This is a genomic window from Amycolatopsis sp. TRM77291 (assembly GCF_054166285.1).
Window position 1 is genome coordinate 5,155,412 of the sequence record NZ_JBSZHF010000001.1, and the last position, 22,646, is coordinate 5,178,057.

Sequence of the window (22,646 nt, forward strand, 5' to 3'; positions counted from 1 at the left end):
GCAGGCATGGCGGAGGAGTGGACGTGGACGAACTTGATTCGGCGATCATCCGGGAACTCCAGGCGGATGCGCGGCAGTCGAACCGCGACATCGCCCGCAAGGTCGGCGTCGCGCCGTCGACCTGCCTGGAACGGACCCGGCTGCTGCGGGAGCGCGGCGTCATCCGCGGGTATCACGCCGACATCGACCTGCGCAGCCTCAACCGCGGCGTCCAGGCGATGGTCTCGGCGCAGGTGCGGCCCTTGAGCCGGGAGGTGATCGACTCGTTCCAGCGTTCGGTCGCGGAATTGCCGGAAGTCCTTTCGGTCTTCGTCACCGCCGGCAGCGACGATTTCCTGATCCACGTCGCCGCACAGGACGTCGATCAGCTCCACGCATTCCTGGTGGATCGATTGGCGAAGCGCAAGGAGATCATCGGATTCCGCAGTTCGATCATTTTCCGGCATCTGCGCAAGACCGAGCTGGAGCCGCTTCCGCCGCGAATACCGGGTGATACCCCTTAGTGGGCGACTCGCCGCCCTTCGGTCCGCCCGAAATCCCGGATTCCGCAGCCAAGGAGACGGAAACTGTCGGGGGTATGGGTTTGACTGTTCAGTGCGGGACGGAAAGGAGGCACGCCATGGACCTTCGAACGGACCTCAACCATCGTGAGCGGGCCACCCTGAGAGCCGTGGCCAAGGGCCACGCCGAGATCAGCTGCAGCCGCGAGCCGGACCTGTTCGTCGACGGCCTCGCCTGCTGCGACCAGCACACCGCGCATCGCCTCGCCCATCTCGGCCTGGTGGCGCCCGCCAGGGACGGCCGGTGGGGCGAGCGCGTTCCCGCCCTGCTCACCGAGGCGGGGGCGGCGGCGCTGGGCAACCTCGCGGGCCCCGGGGCGGCCGCGTAATCCGGTTGCCAGGGCGTCTCGCCGGCGCCACGCTTTGCCGATGCGTGTCTTTCTGGAGACCGAGCGGCTCCTGCTGCGACAGTTCACCGGCGCCGACGTCGACCATCTGTTCGCGCTCTACGACGACCCCGAAGTCATGCGCTACCTCAACGGTGGCGAACCCGCCGACCGGGCGGAGATCGAAAAGCACGACCTTCCCGCCTTTCTCGGTTACTACGAGCGGTTCCCCGGTTACGGATTCTGGGCGGCGATCGAGAAATCGAGCGGGGATTTCCTGGGCTGGTTCCATTTCCGCCCGTCGCGCGATCACCATACGGACGACCCCGAACTGGGCTACCGGCTGAACCGGGCCTCCTGGGGCAAGGGATACGCGACCGAAGGTTCGCTCGCACTACTGGAGAAGGGGTTCACCGAATTCGGGGCCCGGCGGATCTGGGCGGCGACCATGGCGGTGAACCTGGGGTCCCGGCGGGTCATGGAGAAGATCGGGATGCGGCACGTCCGGACCTATCACGAGCACTTCGACAACCCGATCCCCGGCACTGAGGAGGGCGAGGTCGAGTACGCCATCACCCTGGAGGAGTGGCGGACCCGTAACTCACGTGATCGGACACGTAACTCGCGTGATTGAAGGCGTAACTCACGTGATCAGGCGAGTTACGCCTTCAAGCACGCGAGTTACGGCTCTGATCACGCGAGTGACGCGTCTGGTCACGAGGTGGGCAGCCAGGTCTCGCCGATCTCCTCGGCCAGGGCCTCGCCGCCGGTGAGGTCGGCGAGCCAGGCGTGGAACGCGGGGCCCTGGTCCGGCGCGAGCCCGACGTCGAAGTGCGCGACGTCCTCGAAGCGGGTCGCGTGCAGGAGATACGGCGACGAGCGGATGTCGTTCTCCAGGCGACCGGCCCGGTCGTAGTCGACGACGACCTCCACCAGCCGCAGCCGCCGGTACTCCCGGACGCCGAGGACGTCGACGGCCTCCGAGACGGCCTGCCCGTACGCGCGGATCAGGCCGCCGGCCCCGAGGAGCACCCCGCCGAAGTAGCGGGTCACCACCGCGACGGTGTCGGTCAGCTCCCGGCGGCGGAGCACTTCGAGCATCGGGGTGCCCGCCGTGCCCGCGGGCTCCCCGTCGTCACTGGAACGCTGGGTGCGCCCGTCTGCGCCCAGCACGAACGCGTGACAGTGGTGCCGGGCCGCCGGATCGGCCTTCTTCCTGGCGGCGATCACCTCACGGGCGGCCTCTTCCGAGGTGACCGGCGCGAGCGCGCAGAGGAAGCGCGACCGCCGGATTTCGATCTCGTGGACCCCGGTGCCCGCCACGGTGAGATAACGATCCGCCATCGGCCAAGCCTCTCAAACCAGGCAGTCGACTCTGCCGTTCGGGCGATTCGGCGGTCACCCGGGGTCACCGCAACACCGGCGAAACCCACTCCACCGCGCGACCCAGATCACACTTTCGGCCTAAGTGAGCGATCGTTTACGCAGGTCAGTGGGCTGATGCCCCACTCAGTGGACATCTCATTCCAGCCAGTGGGCAGATGATGTTTGAAGTCAACGCCCGCGTGGCATTTCCCACCCCGACCAAGCGACGTATGTCGATAACAGCGATTTCACACTATCGTCATAAGACCGGCGAACCCGGGAGTAACACGTGTACCCGTCAGCCGCCCACCACAGTGGCCGGACGGCACCCACGTGCACAGCAGTACCGATATGCGCATCGGCCGCCCAGTGCAGTGCGGCTCTACGAGGCCTGCCCCCGTTTCCGCGGGCGGGATCGTTCCCTCTCGACTGACCATCGCGGTCCCGGACCACTCCGTTAACTGGTTCACGTCCGAACCACCCGAACGGAGTGGTACCGGTCGCGCCGACGCCTTGGGAGGCGGCCAGCCGTGACCCACCATGCCAGCTACAAGGGCAGCAAGGCCCCCGAAGGCCTGTACGACCCGGAGTTCGAGCACGACGCCTGCGGTGTCGCGTTCGTCGCCGATCTCTCCGGTAAACGCGATCACGGCATCGTCGCCAAAGCGCTGATCGCGCTGCGGAACCTGGAACATCGCGGGGCCCGCGGCGCCGACCCGGAGACCGGCGACGGCGCCGGGATCCTCATCCAGGTCCCCGACGAGTTCTATCGCGAGGTCGCCGGCTTCGATCTTCCCGCGCCCGGCGCCTACGCCGTCGGCACGGCTTTCCTTCCGCAGGACGAAAACGCCCGCGGCCAGGCGATGACGACCATCGAACGCATCGCCGCCGAAGAGGGCATGCGCGTCCTCGGCTGGCGCGACCTTCCCGTCCACACGGAACACGTCGGCACCGGCGCGGCCGAGACCATGCCGTATTTCAGCCAGCTGTTCCTGGCGGGGAACGACGCACTGGAGGGCCTGGCACTGGAACGCGCCGCCTTCGTCGTGCGCAAACGCGCCGAGCACGCGCTCGTCGAGGAAGACGTGTACTTCCCGAGCCTGTCCTCGCGGACGATCGTCTACAAAGGAATGCTCACCGAGCCGCAGGTCGAGAAGTTCTTCGCCGACCTCACCGACGAGCGCGTCACCAGCGCCATCGGCCTGGTGCACTCCCGCTTCTCCACCAACACCTTCCCGTCGTGGCCGCTGGCGCACCCGTACCGGTACGTCGCCCACAACGGCGAGATCAACACCCTGCGCGGCAACCGGAACTGGATGGACGCGCGTGAGGCGCTGCTCGAATCCGACCTGATCCCGGGCGACCTCAAGCGGATCTACCCGATCATCACCCGCGGCGCGAGCGACTCGGCGTCCTTCGACGAGGTGCTGGAGCTGCTCCACCTCGGCGGGCGGCCGCTGCCGCACGCCGTGCTGATGATGATCCCGGAGGCCTGGGAGAACCATCAGGAGATGGACCCCGCGCGCCGCGCGTTCTACGAGTTCCACTCGACGCTGATGGAGCCGTGGGACGGCCCCGCGCTGGTCTCCTTCACCGACGGCACCCAGATCGGCGCGGTGCTCGACCGCAACGGCCTGCGCCCCGCCCGGTACTGGGTCACCGAAGACGGCCTCGTCGTCCTCGCCAGCGAGGTCGGCGTGCTGGAGCTGGAGCAGTCCACGATCGTCCGGAAAGGACGGTTGGAGCCGGGCCGCATGTTCCTCGTGGACACCGCCGCCGGCCGGATCGTCGAGGACGAGGAGATCAAGGACCGCCTCGCCACCGAGCATCCGTACGACGAATGGGTCGAGGACGGGCTGCTCCCGCTCGACGGGCTTCCCGAGCGCGAGCGCGAGATCCCGCCGCACGCCGCGCTCGTGCGCCGCCAGCAGGCTTTCGGCTACACCGAAGAGGAACTCGACGTCCTGCTCCAGCCGATGGCCCGCACCGGCGCGGAGCCGATCGGCTCGATGGGCAACGACTCCCCCATCGCGTCGCTGTCCAGCCGCCCGCGGCTGATCTTCGACTACTTCATCCAGCTCTTCGCCCAGGTGACCAACCCGCCGCTGGACGCGATCCGCGAGGAACTGGTCACCTCGCTGGGCACCCAGCTGGGCGCGGAGCCGAACCTCCTGCAGGCCGACGCCAAGTCGTGCCGCCGGATCGTGCTGCCGTTCCCGGTGCTGGACAACGACGAGTTCGCGAAGCTGGTGCACGTCAACGACGACGGCGATCTGCCCGAGTTCCAGGCGGTCACCGTGCACGGCACCTACGACGTCCACGGTGGCGGCGAGGCGCTCGTGCGGCGGCTCGACGAGATCCGGGCCGAGGTGTCCGCGGCCATCGCCGAGGGCGCGCGGCTGATCGTGCTGTCCGACCGCGGGATCGACGAAGACCACGCGGGGATCCCGTCGCTGCTGCTCACCGGCGCGGTGCACCACCACCTGGTGCGCGAGAAGACCCGCACGCAGGTCGGCCTCATCGTCGAGGCGGGTGACGCGCGCGAGGTGCACCACATCGCGCTGCTGATCGGCTACGGCGTCGCGGCGGTGAACCCGTACCTGGCGATGGCGACCGTCGAGGAGATGGCCGACCAGGGCCTGATCCCCGGCGTCACCGCGAAGCAGGCGACCGCGAACCTGATCAAGGCGCTGGGCAAGGGCGTCCGCAAGACGATGTCGAAGATGGGAGTGTCCACAGTGGCCTCCTACACCGGCGCACAGATCTTCGAGGCGGTCGGGCTCGGCGAAGAGGTCATCCAGAACTGCTTCACCGGCACCACCTCCCGGCTCGGCGGCGTCGGCTTCGACACGCTCGCGCTGGAGGTCGCCGAGCGGCACCGCCGGGCGTTCCCGCGTGACGGGTTCCGCGCGAACCACCGCGAGCTGGAGACCGGCTCGGACTACCAGTGGCGCCGCGAGGGCGAACCGCATCTGTTCAACCCGCAGACGGTGTTCAAGCTGCAGCACTCCACCCGGGCCGGGAAGTACGAGGTCTTCAAGGAGTACACGAAGGCCGTCGACGACCAGGCGCAGAAGCTGTACACGCTGCGCGGGCTGTTCGACTTCAAGATCGGGCAGCGGCCCGCCGTGCCGATCGAGGAGGTCGAGCCGGTTTCCGAGATCGTCAAGCGGTTCGCCACCGGCGCGATCTCCTACGGCTCGATTTCGGCCGAGATGCACGAAACCCTGGCCATCGCGATGAACCGCCTCGGCGGCAAGTCGAACACCGGTGAGGGCGGCGAGGATCCGGAACGGCTCTACGACCCCGAGCGCCGCAGCGCGGTCAAGCAGGTCGCGAGCGGCCGGTTCGGCGTCACGAGCGAGTACCTGGTCAACGCCGACGACATCCAGATCAAGATGGCGCAGGGCGCGAAGCCCGGCGAGGGCGGCCAGCTGCCCGGCGCGAAGGTGTACCCGTGGATCGCGAAGACGCGGCACTCCACGGCGGGGGTCGGGCTGATCNCGCGAGCGGCCGGTTCGGCGTCACGAGCGAGTACCTGGTCAACGCCGACGACATCCAGATCAAGATGGCGCAGGGCGCGAAGCCCGGCGAGGGCGGCCAGCTGCCCGGCGCGAAGGTGTACCCGTGGATCGCGAAGACGCGGCACTCCACGGCGGGGGTCGGGCTGATCTCGCCGCCGCCGCACCACGACATCTACTCGATCGAGGATCTCGCCCAGCTGATCCACGACTTGAAGAACGCCAACCCGGCCGCGCGGATCCACGTGAAGCTCGTGTCCGAGGTCGGCGTCGGCACGGTCGCGGCCGGTGTGTCCAAGGCGCACGCGGACGTCGTGCTCATCTCCGGGCACGACGGCGGCACGGGCGCTTCGCCGCTGTCGTCGATCAAGCACGCGGGCGGCCCGTGGGAACTCGGGCTCGCCGAGACGCAGCAGACGCTGCTGGCCAACCGGCTGCGCGACCGGATCGTCGTGCAGACCGACGGCCAGCTCAAGACCGGCCGCGACGTCGTCATCGCCGCACTGCTCGGTGCCGAGGAGTTCGGTTTCGCGACCGCGCCGCTGGTGGTGTCCGGCTGCATCATGATGCGGGTGTGTCACCTCGACACCTGCCCGGTCGGCGTCGCGACGCAGAACCCCAAGCTGCGTGAGAAGTTCAGCGGCAAGGCGGAGTACGTGGTGAACTTCTTCGAGTTCATCGCCCAGGAGGTCCGGGAGTACCTGGCGGAGCTGGGTTTCCGGTCCATCGCCGAGGCCGTCGGCCACGCGGAGATGCTCGACAAGCGCAAGGCGATCGACCACTGGAAGGCCGCCGGGCTCGACCTGTCGCCGATCTTCCACGTGCCCGACTCGGCCCCGGCCGGGCTGCGGCACCAGCAGACCGTGCAGGACCACGGGCTGGAGAAGGCGCTCGACAACACGCTGATCCAGCTCGCCGAGGGCGCGCTGTCGTCCGGGGACAAGGTGCGGCTGGAACTGCCGGTCCGCAACGTGAACCGGACCGTCGGCACCATGCTCGGCCACGAGCTCACCAAGCGGTGGGGCGGCGAAGGCCTGCCGGACAACACGATCGACGTCACCTTCACCGGGACCGCCGGTCAGTCGTTCGGCGCGTTCGTGCCCAAGGGCATCACGCTGCGGCTCTACGGTGACGGCAACGACTACGTCGGCAAGGGGCTCTCCGGTGGACGGCTCATCGTCCGGCCGCCGAAGGAGGCGCGGTACAACGCCGAAGAGCAGATCATCGCGGGCAACGTGATCGGGTACGGCGCGACCAGCGGCGAGATCTTCATCCGCGGCAAGGTCGGCGAGCGGTTCTGCGTGCGCAACTCGGGCGCGCTGGCCGTCGTCGAAGGCGTCGGCGACCACGGCTGCGAGTACATGACCGGTGGCCGTGTCGTCGTGCTCGGTGGCGTGGGCCGCAACTTCGCGGCCGGTATGTCGGGCGGCGTCGCCTACGTGCTGGACCTGCCCGCGCACCGGATCAACCCGGAGATGGTCGACGTCGACCCGCTGGATTCGTCCGATGTGGACTTCCTGCGCGAGGCGCTCGAAAAGCATTACGACGAAACGGAGTCCGCCGTCGCGCGCGCGCTGCTCGCCGACTGGGACGCCGCCGTCGACCGGTTCGGCAAGGTCATGCCGAAGGACTACAAGCGCGTGCTCGCGGCGCAGGCTGAGGCCGAGCGCGACGGGCGTGACGTGAACGAGGCGATCATGGAGGCCGCACATGGCTGACCCCAAGGGCTTTCTGACCACCACTCGCGAGACGCCCAAGAGCCGTCCCGTCGACCTGCGCCTGATGGACTGGCGCGAGGTGTACGAGGACTTCGCGACGTCGAAGCTGCAGAAGCAGGCCGGCCGCTGCATGGACTGCGGCATCCCGTTCTGTCACCAGGGCTGCCCGCTCGGGAACCTCATCCCCGAGTGGAACACGCTGACCTGGCGTGACGATTGGCGCGACGCGGCCGAGCGGCTGCACGCGACCAACAATTTCCCGGAGTTCACCGGGACCCTCTGCCCGGCGCCGTGCGAGACGGCGTGTGTGCTCGGGATCAACGACGATCCCGTCACCATCAAGCGGGTCGAGATCTCGATCATCGACCGGGCCTTCGAAGAAGGCTGGGTCACGCCGGAGATGCCGGTCGTCAAGACCGGCAAGAAGGTGGCGGTGGTCGGGTCCGGCCCGTCGGGACTCGCCGCGGCGCAGCAGCTCACGCGCGCGGGCCACAGCGTCGTGGTCTTCGAGCGGGCCGACAAGATCGGCGGGCTGCTGCGCTACGGCATCCCCGAATTCAAGATGGAGAAGCACCGCCTCGACCGGCGTCTCGACCAGATGCGGGCCGAGGGCACGGAGTTCCGGACCTCGGTGAACGTCGGCGTCGACCTCACCGTCGAGGAACTGAAGTCGTCGTACGACGCCGTGGTCCTCGCCGGCGGCGCGACCGCGTGGCGCGACTTGCCGATCCCCGGCCGCGAGCACGCCGGTATCCACCAGGCGATGGAGTTCCTGCCGCACGCCAACCGGGTCGCCGCCGGTGAGCTGGACGTCTCGCCGATCAGTGCCAAGGGCCTCGACGTCGTGGTCATCGGTGGTGGCGACACCGGCGCGGACTGCGTCGGGACCTCGCACCGCCAGGGCGCGAAGTCGGTGACGCAGCTGGAGATCATGCCGAAGCCGCCGCTTTCGCGGTCGGACGCGCACCCGTGGCCGACGTATCCGATGATCTACCGCGTCTCGTCCGCGCACGAGGAGGGCGGCGAGCGGCTGTACTCGGTCAACACCCAGGAGTTCCTGGCCGACGCCGACGGGCGCGTGCGCGCGCTGAAGCTGGTCGAGGTGCGCAACGAGGGCGGCAAGTTCGTCCCGGTTCCCGGCACGGAACGCGAACTGCCCGCGCAGCTGGTGCTGCTCGCGATGGGCTTCGTCGGCCCGGAGCGGGAAGGCCTGCTGGAGTCGCTCGACGTCGAACTGGACCAGCGTGGCAACGTCGCCCGCGACAAGTCCTTCAAGACCAGCGTCGACAACGTGTTCGTGGCGGGCGACATGGGCCGGGGCCAGTCGCTCATCGTGTGGGCGATCGCCGAAGGCCGTTCCGCCGCCGCCGGGGTGGACGCGTTCCTGACCGGGCGTGACGTCCTGCCCGCACCGATCGCGCCGACCGACCGGCCCCTCACCTAGGCACCCTTAGCGCGTGGAGGCCCCCTTCCCTCGGCTGAGCCGAGGGAAGGGGGCCTTCACGCGCGTTTGCCCGACTAAACGCGGGGAGTGACCGGAGCGCTGGTTCTTTCGAGTGAAAGAACCGCCGGAAGAGTGTACTTACGGGTGATGACGGCGAGCTTTCGGTATCGGTTGTATCAAGGAGTAAGACCTGTGCGGCGGCGGGGGCCGTCGGACAGGGTTCCCAAGGAGGGGGTTCCTTGTTATGTCCGTCGATCTGACCATGCCCTTGGAATGGAAGACCGCGACAGGCGACGCCGCGAAGATGCTCGAAGAACTACAGCCGAACATCCTCAAAGCACACGCTCGCGACCATTTTTCGGCACTGTTCCTCCGTTTTTCGGAGGCTCCGGGAGCGATGCGGTTCCTCGCCTCGCTCGTCCCGCTGATGAAGTCCGCGAAGACCCACCTGACCGAGGTCGAGCGGTTCAAAACCGAAGGGGTGAAGGGGTCGCCCTACGTCGGCACCGGGCTCACCTCCGCGGGCTACCGGTTCCTGCAAATCGAGGTGCCACAAGACGAATCGTTCCGTCTCGGCATGCGCGCGCAGGAGACCCGCGAGAAGCTGAGCGACCCGCCGCGCTCCACGTTCGACAACGGGTACCACGACGAGATCCACGCGGTCGTCATCGTCGGCGACGCCGAGGACGCTCCGATGACCGCGCGCCGGAACGAGGTTCTGGCACTGATTCCGTCGACGATTTCCGTCGTCGCCGAGGAAACCGGATTCGGGCGGGTGAACGCCAACGGTGACGGAATCGAGCATTTCGGTTACGTGGACGGCCGGAGCCAGCCGCTCTTCCTGGTCGAGGACCTCCACGCGGAAAAGACGGAATCGGACGGCATCAGCGTCTGGGATCCGGCCGCCCCGCTGAACCAGGTGCTCGTCCCGGATCACGCCGCCCCCGATCCAGGCGTGCATTTCGGCAGCTACTTCGTTTTCCGCAAACTGGAACAGAACGTCCGGCGATTCAAGCAGTCCGAGGAGGCGCTGGCGGATCAATTGGGCCTCGTCGGCGAAGACCGGGAACGGGCGGGCGCGATGATCGTCGGCCGTTTCGAAGACGGCACCCCGCTGACCTCGCAACGGGAAGAGGGTGCGGAAAGTCCGGTACCGAACAATTTCGACTACGGAAGTGACGCCGCCGGCGCCAAATGTCCTTTCCAGGCCCACATCCGGAAGACGAACCCGCGGGGCAGCGGAGGCGCGGAACCGCCGCCGCAGGAACGTCTGCACCTGATGGCGCGGCGGGGCGTGCCGTACGGCGAACGCGCCGACGACCCGAACGCCGATCTCCCGCCGTCCGCCCGGCCAAGCGGCGGCGTCGGACTGCTGTTCATGGCGTTCAATTCGGTGCTGGGCAACCAGTTCGAGTTCACCCAGGCGACCTGGTCGAACAACCCCGGGTTCCCGATCCCGCCCGTCGGGGTCAAGCCGCCGGGACTCGATCCGGTGATCGGCCAGGGCCCGCGGCCGGAATCCGTCTACACCACGGAATGGGCGGGCTCGCGCACCGTGACCGCGGATCCGATCCCGCAGGCCGTGACACTGAAGGGCGGCGACTACTTCTTCATGCCGTCGCTCGCCTTCCTGCGCGGGCTCGGCGGAAAGGACTGATCGGCGGCGAATATCCGCTGAACGTCACCGGAACGGGCGTAAATCCGATATCGATCCGGAGCCGGCGGGGATAGCCTGCGAAACGGGCCGGTCCTGGGCGTACCGGCCACCGGGCGGACGCCGGTCACACTGGGGGTGGCCGGCGCCCGCCCATTTCCGTTTCTCCCCGGCGTCCCGGGCCCGCCCCATTCGCGACGCGTAGTACTTTGTCCGGTGCGGTAAGCGACATCGGGCTTCGGGGAGGGAGCTGGGGATGAATCGGCATGAGCGGCTCACGGCTTTATTGGACATGGTGGGAGAGCGGGAAAAAGTCGACGTCGAGGTTTCGGCGGGCGAACTCGGTGTCTCCCCCGCGACGATCCGCCGGGACCTCGATCACCTGGCGGGCCGCAATCTCGTGGTCCGCACCCGCGGCGGCGCGGTCGCGAGCAACGTCGCCTACGACCTTCCGTTGCGGCACAAGGCCGCGCGCAACGCGCCGGAACAACAACGGATTTCCGCCGCCGCGGCCAGAATGGTCGACCCCGGCATGGTGGTCGGGCTCAACGGCGGCACCACGAGCACCGAAGTCGGCCGCGCGCTCGCGACCCGGCCGGACATGGGCGAGCCGACCGGCGGCCCGGCGCTCACCGTGGTGACGAACGCGCTCAACATCGCGCACGAACTCGCCGTCCGGCCCAATATCAAGATCGTGGTGACCGGCGGGGTCGCGCGGCAGCAGTCGTTCGACCTGTCCGGGCCGCTGTCACAGCTGTTCCTCGACCAGATCTCGCTGGATCTGGTGTTCCTCGGCGTGGACGCGTTCGACCCGGTGCACGGGGCGCAGGCGCATCACGAGGGCGACGCGAGCACGAACCGGCTGATGGCGGCCCGTGCCCGGCATGTCGTCGTGCTCGCCGACAGCGGGAAACTCGGCGGTCACGCCTTCGCGAAGATCTGCGCGACCACCGACGTCGACGTCCTCGTCACCGATGGCCGCGCGGATCCGGAGCGGGTGCACGCCTTCGAGGAGGAAGGCGTGCGGGTGGTCACGGCTTGAGCCGGTCCAGCGCCAGCAGCGCGGCGCCGAGCCTGCCCGCCTCGTCGCCGAGCTGCGCGATCCGCAGTTCGGGCATCCGCTGGAACTGCAGGTTCGCCGCCAGCCACGCCCGCACCGGTTCGAGCACGTAATCGCCCGCGGTGAACAGGCCGCCACCGAGGACGACGACTTCGGGCGCCAGCAGCGTGACCAGGGTCTTGATGCCGTGGCCGAGCCCTTCGAGGGCGTCGTTGACCACGGAGATCGCGGCCTCATCACCGTGCCGGGCGGCGTCGACCACCTGCTCGGCGCCGTCCGCGGGCCGTCCGGTGTGCTCGCTGTAGCGGCGGGCGATGGCCGACGCGGAGGAGATGGCCTCGAGACATCCCGTCGCGCCGCAACCGCACGGCAGCCGGTGGCCGACGTCGATATGCCCGATCTCGCCGCCCTGCCCGCCCGCGGCGTACAGCTTCCCGTCGAGCTGGAGCGCGGCCGCGATCCCGGTGCCGACCGGGATGAAGGCGGCGTCGGTGCAGCCCTTGCCCGCGCCGACGCGGAACTCCGCGAGCCCGCCGGCGCGGACGTCGTGCCCGAACGCGAACGGCAGCCCGAGCCTGCTGTCGAGCATTTCGCCGAATGGCACGTTCCGGAAGTCGAGGTTCGCCGAGAACCGGGCCACTCGCTCGGCTTCGTCGACGATGCCGGGGATGACCACCCCGACGGCGTCCGGCGTCCCGGTCCCCGCCTGCTTGCCCAGCGTTTCCACGATCCGCGCGACCTGGTCCGCGAGCGCCTCGCCGTCCGCTCCGCGCGCCGTCGGCTCGCGCAGGCTGGCGAGGTCCTTCAGATCCGCGTCGTACAGGGCCGCCTTGATGGACGTGCCGCCGACATCGAGTGCCGCCACCGCTGGTGTCATAGCTGGATTTTGGCATGCGGACCGGCGTCGATGGCAGGGATCCGTCAGCGTCATCGGTCAGCCACGGGGTGTCAGGTACCCCTGGGCGAACGCGGTGGCCACGGCCGCCGCCCGGTCCTTGACGCCGAGCTTCGCGTACACGTGCAACAGGTGTGTCTTCACCGTCGCTTCGCTGATGAACAGTCGCTTCGCCGCCTCACGGTTCGTCGAACCCTGGGCGATCAGTCTCAGGACTTCCAGTTCACGCTGGGAAAGCGGCCCGGGGGTCGGCTGCCGCATCTGCCCCATCAACCGGGTCGCGACGGAGGGAGCGAGCATCGCCTTCCCCTGCGCGGCCGCCTCCACCGCGCGGAACAGCTCGTCCCTCGGCGCGTCCTTCAGCAGGTAGCCGGTGGCACCCGCCTGGATCGCGGGAAGCACGTCGCTGTCCGTGTCGTACGTGGTGAGCACGAGAATCCGCGAAGCCACCCCGCGTTTCGCCAGCTCTTCGATGGCCGTGACGCCGTCGAGGCGGGGCATCCGCAAATCCATGAGGATCACGTCGGGCCGGAGCTTCACCCCGGCGGTGACGGCCTCCTCGCCGTCCCCGGCCTCACCGAGGACCTCGAAACGCGGGTCGGCACTGAACATGCCCCGAAGCCCGTCCCGGACCACGGGATGGTCGTCGACGATCAGCAGCGAGATCACCGGTCGGCTCCGGCCGGGATCGCCGGCACGGACGCCGATATCGCCGTGCCCCCGCCCGGCTCCGACTCGACATCGAGACGGCCGGCGAGGCGCTGCACGCGCTGCCGCATACCGGCCAGCCCGAACCCGCCGTCGGCGGAACCGCCGGCACGTTTGGCGGCGGGCTCGAAGCCCACTCCGTCGTCGCGGACGTCGAGCGTCACCAGGTCCTCCATGTACGACAGGGTCAGGCCGACCCGGCCCGCCTTCGCGTGTTTGGCCACGTTGGCCAAGGCTTCCTGCGCGGCCCGCAGCAGTGTCACCTCGACATCTGCGTGCATCGGCCGCGGGTCGCCGGTGGTGGTCAGCACCGCCTCGATGCGATTCACCTCCGACCAGCGTCTGGCAACGTCGCCGATCACGTCCTGGAGCCTGCCATCGGCGAGCGGCTCCGGCTGCACCGCGTGCACCGTCCGGCGCGCCTCGGTCAGGCTTTCCCTCGCGAGGTTCATCGCGTTCGTCACGTGCCGCCGCAGCACCGGACGCTCGTCCAAGGTCTGCTCCGCGGCCTGGAGCTGGGTGAGGATGCCCGCCAGGCCCTGGGCCAAGGTGTCGTGGATGTCCCTGGCGATCCGCTGCCGCTCGTCGAGCACCCCGGCCTCGCGGGCCTGGACCAGCAGCTGGGCGTGCAAGCCGGCGTTCTCCTCCAGCGCCGCTTCCAGCCTGGCGTTCGCCTCGTGCAAATCGGCGAGCGCCCGCTTCTGCTTGAGGTTGCGCTGGTCGGATTTCTCGGCGATATGGGAAAAGGCACCGGCCAGCACGGTGATGATCACGCTGAGCGCCGCCCACGCCGGCCACATGCCCTCCTCCTGGATGCCGCTCAGCCCACCCAGGTACGCCACCGCCGAGATCACGGACGTGGCCGCGACCCCCGCGTACCGCCACCGGCCCTTGAGGTAGTGGAACGCCTGGGGGTAGCCGATGAAGGCGAAGAGGCCGAACCACGGCGCCATCGCGACCACACAGGCCGTCAGCACCATCAGGCCCGTGTAGTACAGGCCCATCAACGGGCCGTTCCCGTGCCATTCCGGGTGCAGCGTGTGGAACCAGACGGACCAGGCCAGGATCCCGGCCGAAAGCGCCAGCACCGCCGGCAGATGCACCGGCACCCGCCAGATCGTCAGCAGCACCGAGATGAGGACATCGATCGCCAGCAGGACGTACGGAAGGACCTTGAACACCACCGTCTCGAGGCGCTCCCAGCGGTCGAATTCCGCACGCAGCTCCGCTTCGATGCCCACGATTCACTCCCAGCGGAAGTACCGGGCGGCCAGCCCGCCTGCCACGATCGTCCACCCCAGCAGGACGGCCACCTGCAGTGGTTGCGCCCAGTGACCGGCGGTGGCGTCCTGCAATGATTGCACGCCGGCGCCCAGCGGGGTGAAGTCGCTGATCGTCCGGAGGACGTCGCTCATCTCGGCGCGCGGCACCCAGAGACCGGCGAAGAACACGATCGGGAAGAACAGCAGGGTCCCGATCGCGCCCGCGCTCTTGCCGGTCGGCGCGACGGAGGCGACGAGCAGGCCGATCGCGAACATCGCGAGCGCTGTCAGCAGATAGGCGAGCAGGTAGGCGAGCGGCTGCCCGGGCAGGCCGACGCCGAACATCGCCCTGCCGATGGCCAGCACGACCAGCATCGTCGCCACGGACAGGATCGTGGACATCAGCAGCTGGGCGCCGAGCATGACGTGCGGCCTCACCGGGGTGGTCCGCATACGCCGCAGCACACCTTTCTCCCGGTAGGTGGCGAGTAGCTGGGACACGCTGTTGAGCGCGAACATGGCGAGCCCCATCGCGACGATGATCGGCAGGTACAGGGTGATCGCCCTGACGCCGCCGAGGTCTTCGCTCGGTTCCCGGATCGCGGGGAACGCGCCGAGGACGACGAGCAGGAGCGGCGGGAACGCGAGCACGAAGAACACGAGCATCGGCTCGCGGAAGAAGAGTTTGGTCTCGGCGACGGTGAGCCGGGCGAGGGCGGACATGGTGTTCTCCTCAGGAGTCGATGGTGCGGCCGGTGAGCGCGACGAACGCGTCGTCCAGCGACGCCTGCTCGACCCGCAGCCCTGCCGCGGTGACCTGGTTGCGGGCGAGCACGGTGGTGACGGCGAGCAGGACGTTCCCGGTGCCGGTCACGACGAGCTGGTCGCCCGCGCGGTCGACCGAGCTGACCTCGGGCAGCGCGGTCAGCACGGAGTGGTCCAGCGGGGCGGACGGACGGAACCTGATGCGTTGCCTGTCGTCGACGCGGGAGACAAGCCCGGCCGGGGTGTCCAGCGCGACGACGCGGCCGGAATCGATCACCGCGAGCCGATCGCACAGCCGTTCCGCTTCCTCCATGAAGTGGGTGACCAGCAGGATCGTGACGCCGCGGTCGCGGACGCGCTCGATCAGGCCCCACGCGTCACGGCGGGCCTGCGGGTCCAGGCCGGTGGTGAGCTCGTCGAGCACCGCCACCCTCGGGTTGCCGATCAGCGCGAGCGCGATCGACAGCCGCTGCTTCTGCCCGCCGGACAACCGGCGGAACTGGGCGCCGGCCTTGTCGGTCAGGTCGAGGGTGGCGAGCAGTTCCCGCCAATCGGCCGGGTCCCGGTAGAAGGAGCCGTACAGCTCCATCGCCTCGCGGACCTTGAGCTTGTCCGGCAGCTCGCTTTCCTGCAGCTGCGCGCCGAGCAGCTGCCGCAGCTCACCGGATTCGCGTCGCGGGTCGAGCCCGCACACCCGGATGGTCCCGCCGTCCGGGACGCGGAGTCCCTCGACGCATTCGACCGTCGTCGTCTTGCCCGCCCCGTTGGGGCCCAGAATTCCGAAGATCTCGCCCTGCTCGACGGCGAAACCGACCCCGTCCACCGCGGTGTGGTCGCCGTAGCGCTTGACGAGGTCTTGCACCTCGATGATCGCCATACGAAGACCATGCCGCGCGGTGGGGGTCCGCCGAATCAACCGCGTGGCCATGATCGCGGCGGGCCGCGGTGGAGCCGCCATCAACCGATCGGTGGATGCCCGTGATGTCACGAGCCTGCGCCGATCGGGTTCCGTCACATTGACCGGACGCTTCGCGGCGACCTACGCTCGACCGGCCAGACGACGGCATCCGGAACGCGGTGAGAATCCGCGCGGTCGCGCCACTGTGACCCCGAGCCATCGGGGAAGCCAGACCCGGATCCGTCGTGACAACCCCTGAAGAGGCCGCGCTAGCCCGAGGAGGTCCACCGCCATGTCCGAAGCGGTAGCCGCAGTACCCGTCCCCGTCCGGATCCCGGTCCGCGAGATCCTGCCCTGGGCGGTGCTCGTCATCCTCCTTTCGCTGATCACGCTGTACTTCGTCAGCGCCGAGCAGGGCGCGGTGTCGGTGTTCGCGAACTCGTACGTCCACGAGTTCGTCCACGACGGCCGGCACCTGCTGGCCTTCCCGTGCCACTAGGCGGCACGCGCCCCATGATGAGGACCTTGCTGGTCCGCGGCATGCTCGCGGGCCTGGTCGCCGGTGTCCTGGCGACCCTTTTCGCGTACTTCTTCGGTGAGCCTTCGGTCGACGCCGCCATCGGTCTCGAAGGCTCCGCCGCGCATTCGCACAGCGCTCCGGGCGTCCATGAACACGCTCCCGCGGAAGCGGAGGAAGAGCTCGTCACGCGCGGCGTGCAGAGCACCGTCGGCCTGCTGACCGGCGTCGGCCTGTACGGCGTCGCGGTCGGCGGGCTGTTCTCACTCGCGTTCGCCTTCGTCTACGGGCGCCTCGGCACCCTGCGGCCGCGGGTGACCGCGGCACTGCTCGCCGGCGGCGCCTTCGTGGTCGTGTTCCTGGTGCCGTTCCTCAAGTATCCGGGGAATCCGCCCGCGGTCGGGCAGGCGGGCACGATCGGGAGCCGGACTTCGCTGTACTTCGGGTTCGTCGCGCTTTCGCTGCTGGTCGGCATCCTCGCGGCGGCGTTCGGGCGGAAGCTGGCCGACAAGCTCGGCGCCTGGCGCGGCGGCCTGATCGCCGCGGGCGGGTACGTCGTGCTGATCGGGGTGGCCGCGGCGCTGCTGCCGTCGATCGACGAAGTCCCCGACGGGTTCCCGGGTTCCACGCTGTGGTCCTTCCGGATCGCTTCGGTCGGGACGCAGGTGGTGCTCTGGACCGCGCTCGGCCTGGCCTTCGGGGCTCTGGCCGAGAAGGCGTTGAAGCACAAGGCGGCAGTTCAGGCCGCTTAGTGAGGCGGAGCGTCCACATGGGACACTTGATGGCAACCTTATGTCCGATTGACGTCGAGGCAAGGGCAAAGGTGGCGCCGGTACTCGCGATCGGACCTTGTCTTCGCCCTCGCGTGATCACTCGACGTGGGTTGATGGGGTGTGAGTGTTACCGCGGGTGAGGGGTGTGTGGAAATAGAGACGTTCAACGTCCCTATTTCCACACACCCTCGCATCTGCGGCGGTCCCCGTCGTGACCGGACCGGTCACGACGGGGACCGTGTGGATTTCTGGTCATCCAACGCCCCAAAATCCACACAGTGCCCGTCCTGAGGTCGTTCGCCTTACCCCGCTAGCATTCAGTCCTCTCAATGCGGTAGTTGCGTGCGCAAGGACCGCATCCAGAGGACGAAATGCGTCAGGGGACGCCCGGCGGAACGAAAGGCAGGTCGCCGGGGGCGCCGTTTTCGATGAGGCGCAGCAGGCGGGCGGTGTCGACGTGTTCTTCGACGGCGTCGGCGAGCCGATCCAGCATGCTCTCCCGCAGCGCGCCGAACCCCGGTGCCCCAGCGACCGGTGACCAGTCCGCCACCTCGCCCAGCCAGGCGCGGCGGAAACCGTCGTTCTCGAAGGCCCCGTGCCACATCGTGCCCCACACCGCGCCCCGCCGGTATCCATCCAAAAAGGACTCGGCGGGGCCGGTGGCGGTCACGGTGCCGTGGTGGATTTCGTACGCCTCCACTGATTGCCCGCGCCACTCACCCGATGGCCGGGCCAGTACCTTGCCGGCGCTGAACGAGACGCGCGTCGGCAGCAGGCCGAGTCCGGGGACCGTGCCGGCGCCGGACTCGACGTCGTCCTCGATCTCGGCGGCCAGCATCTGATAACCGCCGCAGATCCCCAGCACCGGGCGCCCCGCCTCGGCCCGCGCGCGCACGACGTCCGCCAGGCCGCGCGCACGCAGCCACGCCAGGTCGTCCACGGTAGCGCGGGAACCCGGCAGGATCACCACATCGGCGGAACGGACCGTGTCCGGATCGGCGGTCAGCGCGACCGAGACCCCGGGCTCGGCGGCGAGCGCGTCGACGTCGGTCGCGTTGGAGGCACGCGGAAAACGCACGACGGCGACCCGCAGAGACCCGCCCGAAGCGCCCCAGCCCGCGGCGGCGAGCGCGTCCTCCGAGTCGATCCACACCTGGTCGAGCCAGGGCAGCACGCCGAAGACCTCGCGGCCGGTGAGCTTTTCCAGCGTCTCCAGTCCCGGCCGCAGCAGGCCGACGTCACCGCGGAACTTGTTGACCAGCCAGCCCGAAACCAGCGCCTGGTCTTGGGCGGACAGCAGGGCGAGCGTGCCGAACATCGCGGCCATGACACCGCCGCGGTCGATGTCGCCGACGACGACCACCGGCAGGCCGAAGCGCCGCGCCAGCCCCATGTTGACGTAGTCGCCTTCGCGCAGGTTGATCTCGGCCGGGCTGCCCGCACCCTCGCACAACACGACGTCGAAACGCTTTCGCAGCGACGAGAACGTGTCGAAGGCGATCTCCGCGAGCCCGGCCCGGCCCGTGGCGTACTCCCCCGCTTCCAGCGTGCCGAACGGTTTCCCGAGCGCGACGACGTGGCTGCGGCGATCGCTCCCGGGTTTCAGCAGAACCGGGTTCATCGCGGCTTCGGGTTCGACGCGGGCCGCCCGCGCCTGGAGCCATTGCGCGCGGCCGATCTCGGCGCCGTCCGCGCACACCATCGAGTTGTTCGACATGTTCTGGGATTTGAACGGCGCGACCCGGACGCCCCGGCGCGCGAGCCAGCGGCACAACGCGGCGGCGACCAGGCTCTTGCCCGCGTCCGACGTCGTCCCCGCGACGAGCAGCCCGCTCACCGCGTGACCGCCACCGCGACGGCGAGCGCGGCGAGACCGACCGCCCTCGACAGCCGGACCGCGCGGCGCACGTCCACCGGTTCCGGCTCGCGGCCGTCACCGAGGACGCCGCGGCGTTCGGCGCGTCCGCCGTAGCTGTTCGTCCCGCCCAGCCTGATCCCGAGCGCGCCGGCGAAGGCGGCCTCGACCTGGCCCGCGTTGGGGCTCGGATGATGCTTGCCGTCGCGGCGCCAGATCCGGAACGCGGGTTTGGCGAAGCCGCCTGCCAGTGGCGCCGACGCCACGGTGAGCGCCGCGCCGACCCGGGACGGCACCAGATTCGCCAGGTCGTCGATCCTCGCCGACGCCCAGCCGAAGTTGGCGTACTTCGGGGACCGGTAGCCGACCATCGCGTCGAGCGTGTTGAGCGCGCGGTAACCGAGCAGGCCGGGGATCCCGGCGACCGCGCCCCACAGCAGCGGCGCTACGACCGCGTCGGAGGTGTTCTCGGCGATGGACTCGGTGGTCGCCCGCGCGAGCTGTTCGGTGTCGAGCCCGGTGGCGTCACGGGCGCACAGATGCGAAAGGCGCTGCCGTGCGGCCGGCAGGTCGCCGTCGTCGAGCAACCGGGCCATGCGGGTGCCCTCCGCCGCGAGCCCCTTGCCGCCCAGAACCACCCAAGTGGACGCCGCGGTGAGCACGAACCGCGCGAACGGGCGTTTGCGGGTCCAGAACTGGGCCGCGACCCCCAATCCGGTGACCGTGCCCGCGCAGACCGCGGTGTACGCCGCGCCCCGCACCTTCGAATCGGCGTAAACCCGCTGTTCGAGGGCTTGCGCGGCGCGGCCGAAACCCGCGACCGGGTGCCTTCTGCCTGGATCTCCGAACACGGCGTCGGCGACGTAACCGGTCACGAGTCCGGCTGCGGTGGCGGCTTGTCGGAGTGGCACGTGGCGAACCGTAGCGCGTGCACAAGAATGCGGGGTATGACCAAGCTGACGCACCGCCTCGCGAAGGTCCTGGAGACCCTCGCGCGCGCACTTCGCCGCTACTCGCGCGACGACGGCAAGGTGCTGATACTGGGCGGCGTCCGCTCTGGGAAGTCACACCACGCCGAGCGGCTCGCGTCCCGCCACCCGCACCTGACCTACGTCGCGCCCGGGCTGCCGCCGAGCGCCGAAGATCCCGAATGGGCCGCCAGGGTGGCCGCGCACCGCGCGCGGCGGCCCGCCAACTGGAAGACGGTGGAGACCACCGACCTGGCCACGGTGCTGCGCACGGCGACGCATCCGCTGCTCATCGACTGTCTCGGCACGTGGATCAGCCGCGTGCTCGACGAGGTCGGCGCCTGGGAGCAGCGCAAGGGCTGGGAGCGGCGGCTCGACGAGCGGCTGGAGGACTTCCTGGCGGCGTGGGCGCAGGCCGACGTGCCGGTGATCGCGGTCAGCAACGAGGTCGGCAGCGGTGTGGTGCCCGCGACGGTGTCCGGACGCGTGTTCCGTGATGTGCTGGGCGCGCTGAACAACCGGGTGTCCGCCGTGTCCGACCGGACCGTGCTGGTCGTCGCCGGACGGATGCTCGACCTGCCATAGGGAGTCGCCATGCGTATCGCCACCCCGGACGCCGCCGCCGAAGCCGCCGCGCGCGCCAGACTGGACGGCCTGGTCAAACCGCTGGGTTCACTCGGACGGCTCGAAGACCTGGCCGCCTGGCTCAGCGCCGCGCACGGCGTGGTCCCGCCGCGGCCGCTCGACGACGTCCGCGTGGTCGTCTTCGCCGGGGACCACGGGGTTTCCGGGATGTCGGCGTATCCGCGCGAGATCACCGCGGCGATGGTGCGGGTGTTCCTGGCCGGGAAGAGCGGCGTCAGCGTGCTGGCCGGGCTGGCCGGGGCGAAGGTGCGGGTGCTGGACATCGCGGTGGACTGGGACGGCGCGGACGTGCCGGCCGAGGTCACCGCGCACAAGGTCCGGCGTGGTTCCGGCTCGATCGACGTCGAGGACGCGCTCGCCGAGGGCGAGGCGCGGACGGCGTTCGAGCACGGGCTGGCGATCGCGGACGAGGAGATCGACGGCGGCGCGGATCTGCTCATCCCCGGCGACATGGGCATCGGCAACACGACGATCTGCGCGGCCGTGGTCGCCTCGCTGCTCGGCCTCTTCCCGGAGGACGTCGTCGGTACGGGCACCGGGATCGACGAGGACACGCGGGCGCGGAAGCTCGCGGTCGTCGAGGCCGCGTTGGTCAGGTCCGGTGCGGTGAAAGACCCCTTCACGCTACTGACCGAGCTCGGCAGCGCTTGTCTCGCCGCGACGGCGGGCTTCCTCGTGCAGGCCGCGGTCCGCGGGGTTCCGGTACTGCTCGACGGCGTCTTCTCCGGTGCCGCCGCGCTCGTCGCGCGTGAGATCGCGCCGGGGGCCGAACAGTGGTGGCTGGCGGGGCATCGGTCGACCGAGCCGTCGCAGGCGTTCGCGTTGAAGGCGCTCGGGCTGGAGCCGATCCTCGACCTCGGGCTGCGGCTCGGCGAGGGCAGCGGCGCCGTCCAGGCGGTGCCGACGCTGCGGGCGGCGCGGGCGATCCTCGCGGACATGGGTCTGCTGGCGGATCTGGCTTGATCGCCGACGCGCTGAAGATGGCCGTCGGCACCCTGACCACCGTCCGGGTGCCGGCGCCGGGGCTGATCGACCGGCGGGTGGCGGGCGGCGCGATGGTGCTCGGCCCGCTGGCCGTCGTGCCGCTCGCGGCCGTCGCCTCGGTGATCGTCTTCCTGGGTGAGCTGATCGGCCTGCCCGCGTTCGCGTCGGCGGCGCTCGCGCTGGGCGCGGTGGCGCTGGGCAGCCGCGGGCTCCATCTGGACGGGCTCGCCGACACGGCGGACGGGCTCGGTGCTTCGTACGACCGCGCACGGGCGCTGGAGGTCATGCGGCGCGGGGATTCCGGGCCGACCGGGATCGCGACCCTGGTGCTGGTGCTGCTGGTGCAGGTCGGCGCGCTGGCAGGGGCGATCTCGGCCGGGCACGGGATCGCGGCGGCCGCGGTGGCGGTCGTCGCCGGACGCGGGGTGCTCTCGCTGTGCTGCGCGCGTGGTGTCCCCTCGGCCCGGCCGGAAGGGCTGGGCGCGACCGTCGCCGGTTCGGTGCCGTGGTGGGCGGCGGCGGCGGTGTTCGCCGTGCTCGCGGGCGCGGCGGCGCTGGTACTCCCGTGGTGGCAAGGGCTCGCCGCCGTGGCGCTGGGCTATCTGGCCGCGGCGGCGTTGCTGGCGCGATGCGTTCAGCGGCTGGGCGGGATCACCGGGGACGTGCTCGGAGGTTGCGTCGAGGTCGCCGTCGCGGGGGTTTTGCTGGCTTCGTCGTTCTGAAAGACG

The 22,646-nt window shown here is 69.8% G+C and carries 19 protein-coding genes and 2 pseudogenes; 13 read left to right on the forward strand and 8 right to left on the reverse strand.

Going from position 1 to position 22,646, the window contains the following annotated elements; all coding sequences use genetic code 11:
• The first annotated feature begins 23 nt into the window (after positions 1–23).
• From ACXIZN_RS23885 to ACXIZN_RS23895, 3 genes are all read left to right on the forward strand, one after another.
• Complete coding sequence (locus ACXIZN_RS23885; RefSeq protein WP_125681177.1) at positions 24–503, forward strand: Lrp/AsnC family transcriptional regulator; 480 nt, start codon at positions 24–26, stop codon at positions 501–503.
• Positions 504–619: 116 nt separating this feature from the next.
• Positions 620–889: a hypothetical protein gene (locus tag ACXIZN_RS23890; protein WP_457956984.1), complete on the forward strand. Its 270-nt coding sequence runs from the start codon at positions 620–622 to the stop codon at positions 887–889.
• Positions 890–929: 40 nt separating this feature from the next.
• Positions 930–1,520, forward strand: coding sequence for a GNAT family N-acetyltransferase (locus ACXIZN_RS23895; protein WP_457956985.1), 591 nt, complete (start codon positions 930–932; stop codon positions 1,518–1,520).
• A gap of 80 nt (positions 1,521–1,600) precedes the next feature.
• On the opposite strand, the gene ACXIZN_RS23900 is transcribed toward ACXIZN_RS23895, so the two are convergent.
• Positions 1,601–2,230 (reverse strand): YigZ family protein, encoded by a 630-nt coding sequence (locus ACXIZN_RS23900; protein ID WP_457956986.1) that lies wholly within the window; start codon positions 2,228–2,230, stop codon positions 1,601–1,603.
• A 551-nt stretch (positions 2,231–2,781) separates the two neighbouring features.
• Here ACXIZN_RS23900 and ACXIZN_RS23905 point away from each other — a divergent pair.
• The 5 genes and pseudogenes from ACXIZN_RS23905 to ACXIZN_RS23925 form a co-directional block, all read left to right on the forward strand.
• Positions 2,782–5,739: pseudogene (locus tag ACXIZN_RS23905) on the forward strand (glutamate synthase central domain-containing protein); the annotation flags it as partial.
• 17 nt (positions 5,740–5,756) lie between these two features.
• Positions 5,757–7,490: pseudogene (locus ACXIZN_RS23910) on the forward strand (glutamate synthase-related protein); the annotation flags it as partial.
• The gene (locus tag ACXIZN_RS23915; RefSeq protein ID WP_457956987.1) at positions 7,483–8,934 is read left to right on the forward strand and encodes a glutamate synthase subunit beta; all 1,452 of its coding nucleotides are present in this window, start codon (positions 7,483–7,485) and stop codon (positions 8,932–8,934) included. The pseudogene ACXIZN_RS23910 and the gene ACXIZN_RS23915, both read left to right, overlap by 8 nt.
• 244 nt (positions 8,935–9,178) lie before the next feature.
• On the forward strand, positions 9,179–10,591 hold the full coding sequence (locus ACXIZN_RS23920; RefSeq protein WP_457956988.1) for a Dyp-type peroxidase: 1,413 nt from the start codon (positions 9,179–9,181) through the stop codon (positions 10,589–10,591).
• A gap of 253 nt (positions 10,592–10,844) precedes the next feature.
• Positions 10,845–11,630 carry a DeoR/GlpR family DNA-binding transcription regulator gene (locus tag ACXIZN_RS23925; protein WP_457956989.1) on the forward strand — a complete coding sequence of 262 codons (786 nt, stop codon included), beginning with the start codon at positions 10,845–10,847 and terminating at the stop codon, positions 11,628–11,630.
• Here ACXIZN_RS23925 and ACXIZN_RS23930 read toward each other — a convergent pair.
• From ACXIZN_RS23930 to ACXIZN_RS23950, 5 genes are all read right to left on the reverse strand, one after another.
• Positions 11,620–12,513: an ROK family protein gene (locus tag ACXIZN_RS23930; RefSeq protein ID WP_457960584.1), complete on the reverse strand. Its 894-nt coding sequence runs from the start codon at positions 12,511–12,513 to the stop codon at positions 11,620–11,622. The genes ACXIZN_RS23925 and ACXIZN_RS23930 overlap by 11 nt on opposite strands.
• A gap of 69 nt (positions 12,514–12,582) precedes the next feature.
• Positions 12,583–13,212, reverse strand: a complete 630-nt coding sequence (locus tag ACXIZN_RS23935; RefSeq protein ID WP_457956990.1) for a response regulator — start codon at positions 13,210–13,212, stop codon at positions 12,583–12,585.
• Positions 13,209–14,492, reverse strand: coding sequence for a sensor histidine kinase (locus ACXIZN_RS23940; protein WP_457956991.1), 1,284 nt, complete (start codon positions 14,490–14,492; stop codon positions 13,209–13,211). Before ACXIZN_RS23940 ends, ACXIZN_RS23935 begins: the two co-directional genes overlap by 4 nt.
• Before the next feature lie 3 nt (positions 14,493–14,495).
• On the reverse strand, positions 14,496–15,236 hold the full coding sequence (locus ACXIZN_RS23945) for an ABC transporter permease (RefSeq protein WP_457956992.1): 741 nt from the start codon (positions 15,234–15,236) through the stop codon (positions 14,496–14,498).
• Between the two features lie 10 nt (positions 15,237–15,246).
• Positions 15,247–16,155 carry an ABC transporter ATP-binding protein gene (locus tag ACXIZN_RS23950; protein ID WP_457956993.1) on the reverse strand — a complete coding sequence of 303 codons (909 nt, stop codon included), beginning with the start codon at positions 16,153–16,155 and terminating at the stop codon, positions 15,247–15,249.
• A gap of 313 nt (positions 16,156–16,468) precedes the next feature.
• Between ACXIZN_RS23950 and ACXIZN_RS23955 the strand changes: the two genes are divergently transcribed.
• Both ACXIZN_RS23955 and ACXIZN_RS23960 read left to right on the forward strand, forming a co-directional pair.
• A complete protein-coding gene (locus tag ACXIZN_RS23955; protein ID WP_034312940.1) occupies positions 16,469–16,675 on the forward strand; it encodes a CbtB domain-containing protein in 207 nt (68 codons plus the stop codon).
• Between the two features lie 14 nt (positions 16,676–16,689).
• Complete coding sequence (locus tag ACXIZN_RS23960; RefSeq protein WP_457956994.1) at positions 16,690–17,445, forward strand: CbtA family protein; 756 nt, start codon at positions 16,690–16,692, stop codon at positions 17,443–17,445.
• Positions 17,446–17,842: 397 nt separating this feature from the next.
• On the opposite strand, the gene ACXIZN_RS23965 is transcribed toward ACXIZN_RS23960, so the two are convergent.
• Positions 17,843–19,303, reverse strand: coding sequence for a cobyric acid synthase (locus tag ACXIZN_RS23965; protein WP_457956995.1), 1,461 nt, complete (start codon positions 19,301–19,303; stop codon positions 17,843–17,845).
• Complete coding sequence (locus ACXIZN_RS23970) at positions 19,300–20,232, reverse strand: cobalamin biosynthesis protein (protein ID WP_457956996.1); 933 nt, start codon at positions 20,230–20,232, stop codon at positions 19,300–19,302. The genes ACXIZN_RS23965 and ACXIZN_RS23970 overlap by 4 nt, the downstream gene beginning before the upstream one ends.
• 36 nt (positions 20,233–20,268) lie before the next feature.
• Here ACXIZN_RS23970 and ACXIZN_RS23975 point away from each other — a divergent pair, with 36 nt between their 5' ends.
• Genes ACXIZN_RS23975 through ACXIZN_RS23985 form a run of 3 tightly spaced genes read left to right on the forward strand, consistent with a single transcriptional unit; the run spans position 20,269 to position 22,640 of the window.
• Entirely contained in the window at positions 20,269–20,874 is a 606-nt protein-coding gene (locus ACXIZN_RS23975) for a bifunctional adenosylcobinamide kinase/adenosylcobinamide-phosphate guanylyltransferase (protein WP_457956997.1), read from the forward strand.
• 9 nt (positions 20,875–20,883) lie between these two features.
• Entirely contained in the window at positions 20,884–21,897 is a 1,014-nt protein-coding gene (gene cobT / locus ACXIZN_RS23980; RefSeq protein ID WP_192746087.1) for a nicotinate-nucleotide--dimethylbenzimidazole phosphoribosyltransferase, read from the forward strand.
• Positions 21,894–22,640 (forward strand): adenosylcobinamide-GDP ribazoletransferase, encoded by a 747-nt coding sequence (locus ACXIZN_RS23985; RefSeq protein WP_457956998.1) that lies wholly within the window; start codon positions 21,894–21,896, stop codon positions 22,638–22,640. The genes cobT and ACXIZN_RS23985 overlap by 4 nt, the downstream gene beginning before the upstream one ends.
• Positions 22,641–22,646: the final 6 nt, after the last annotated feature.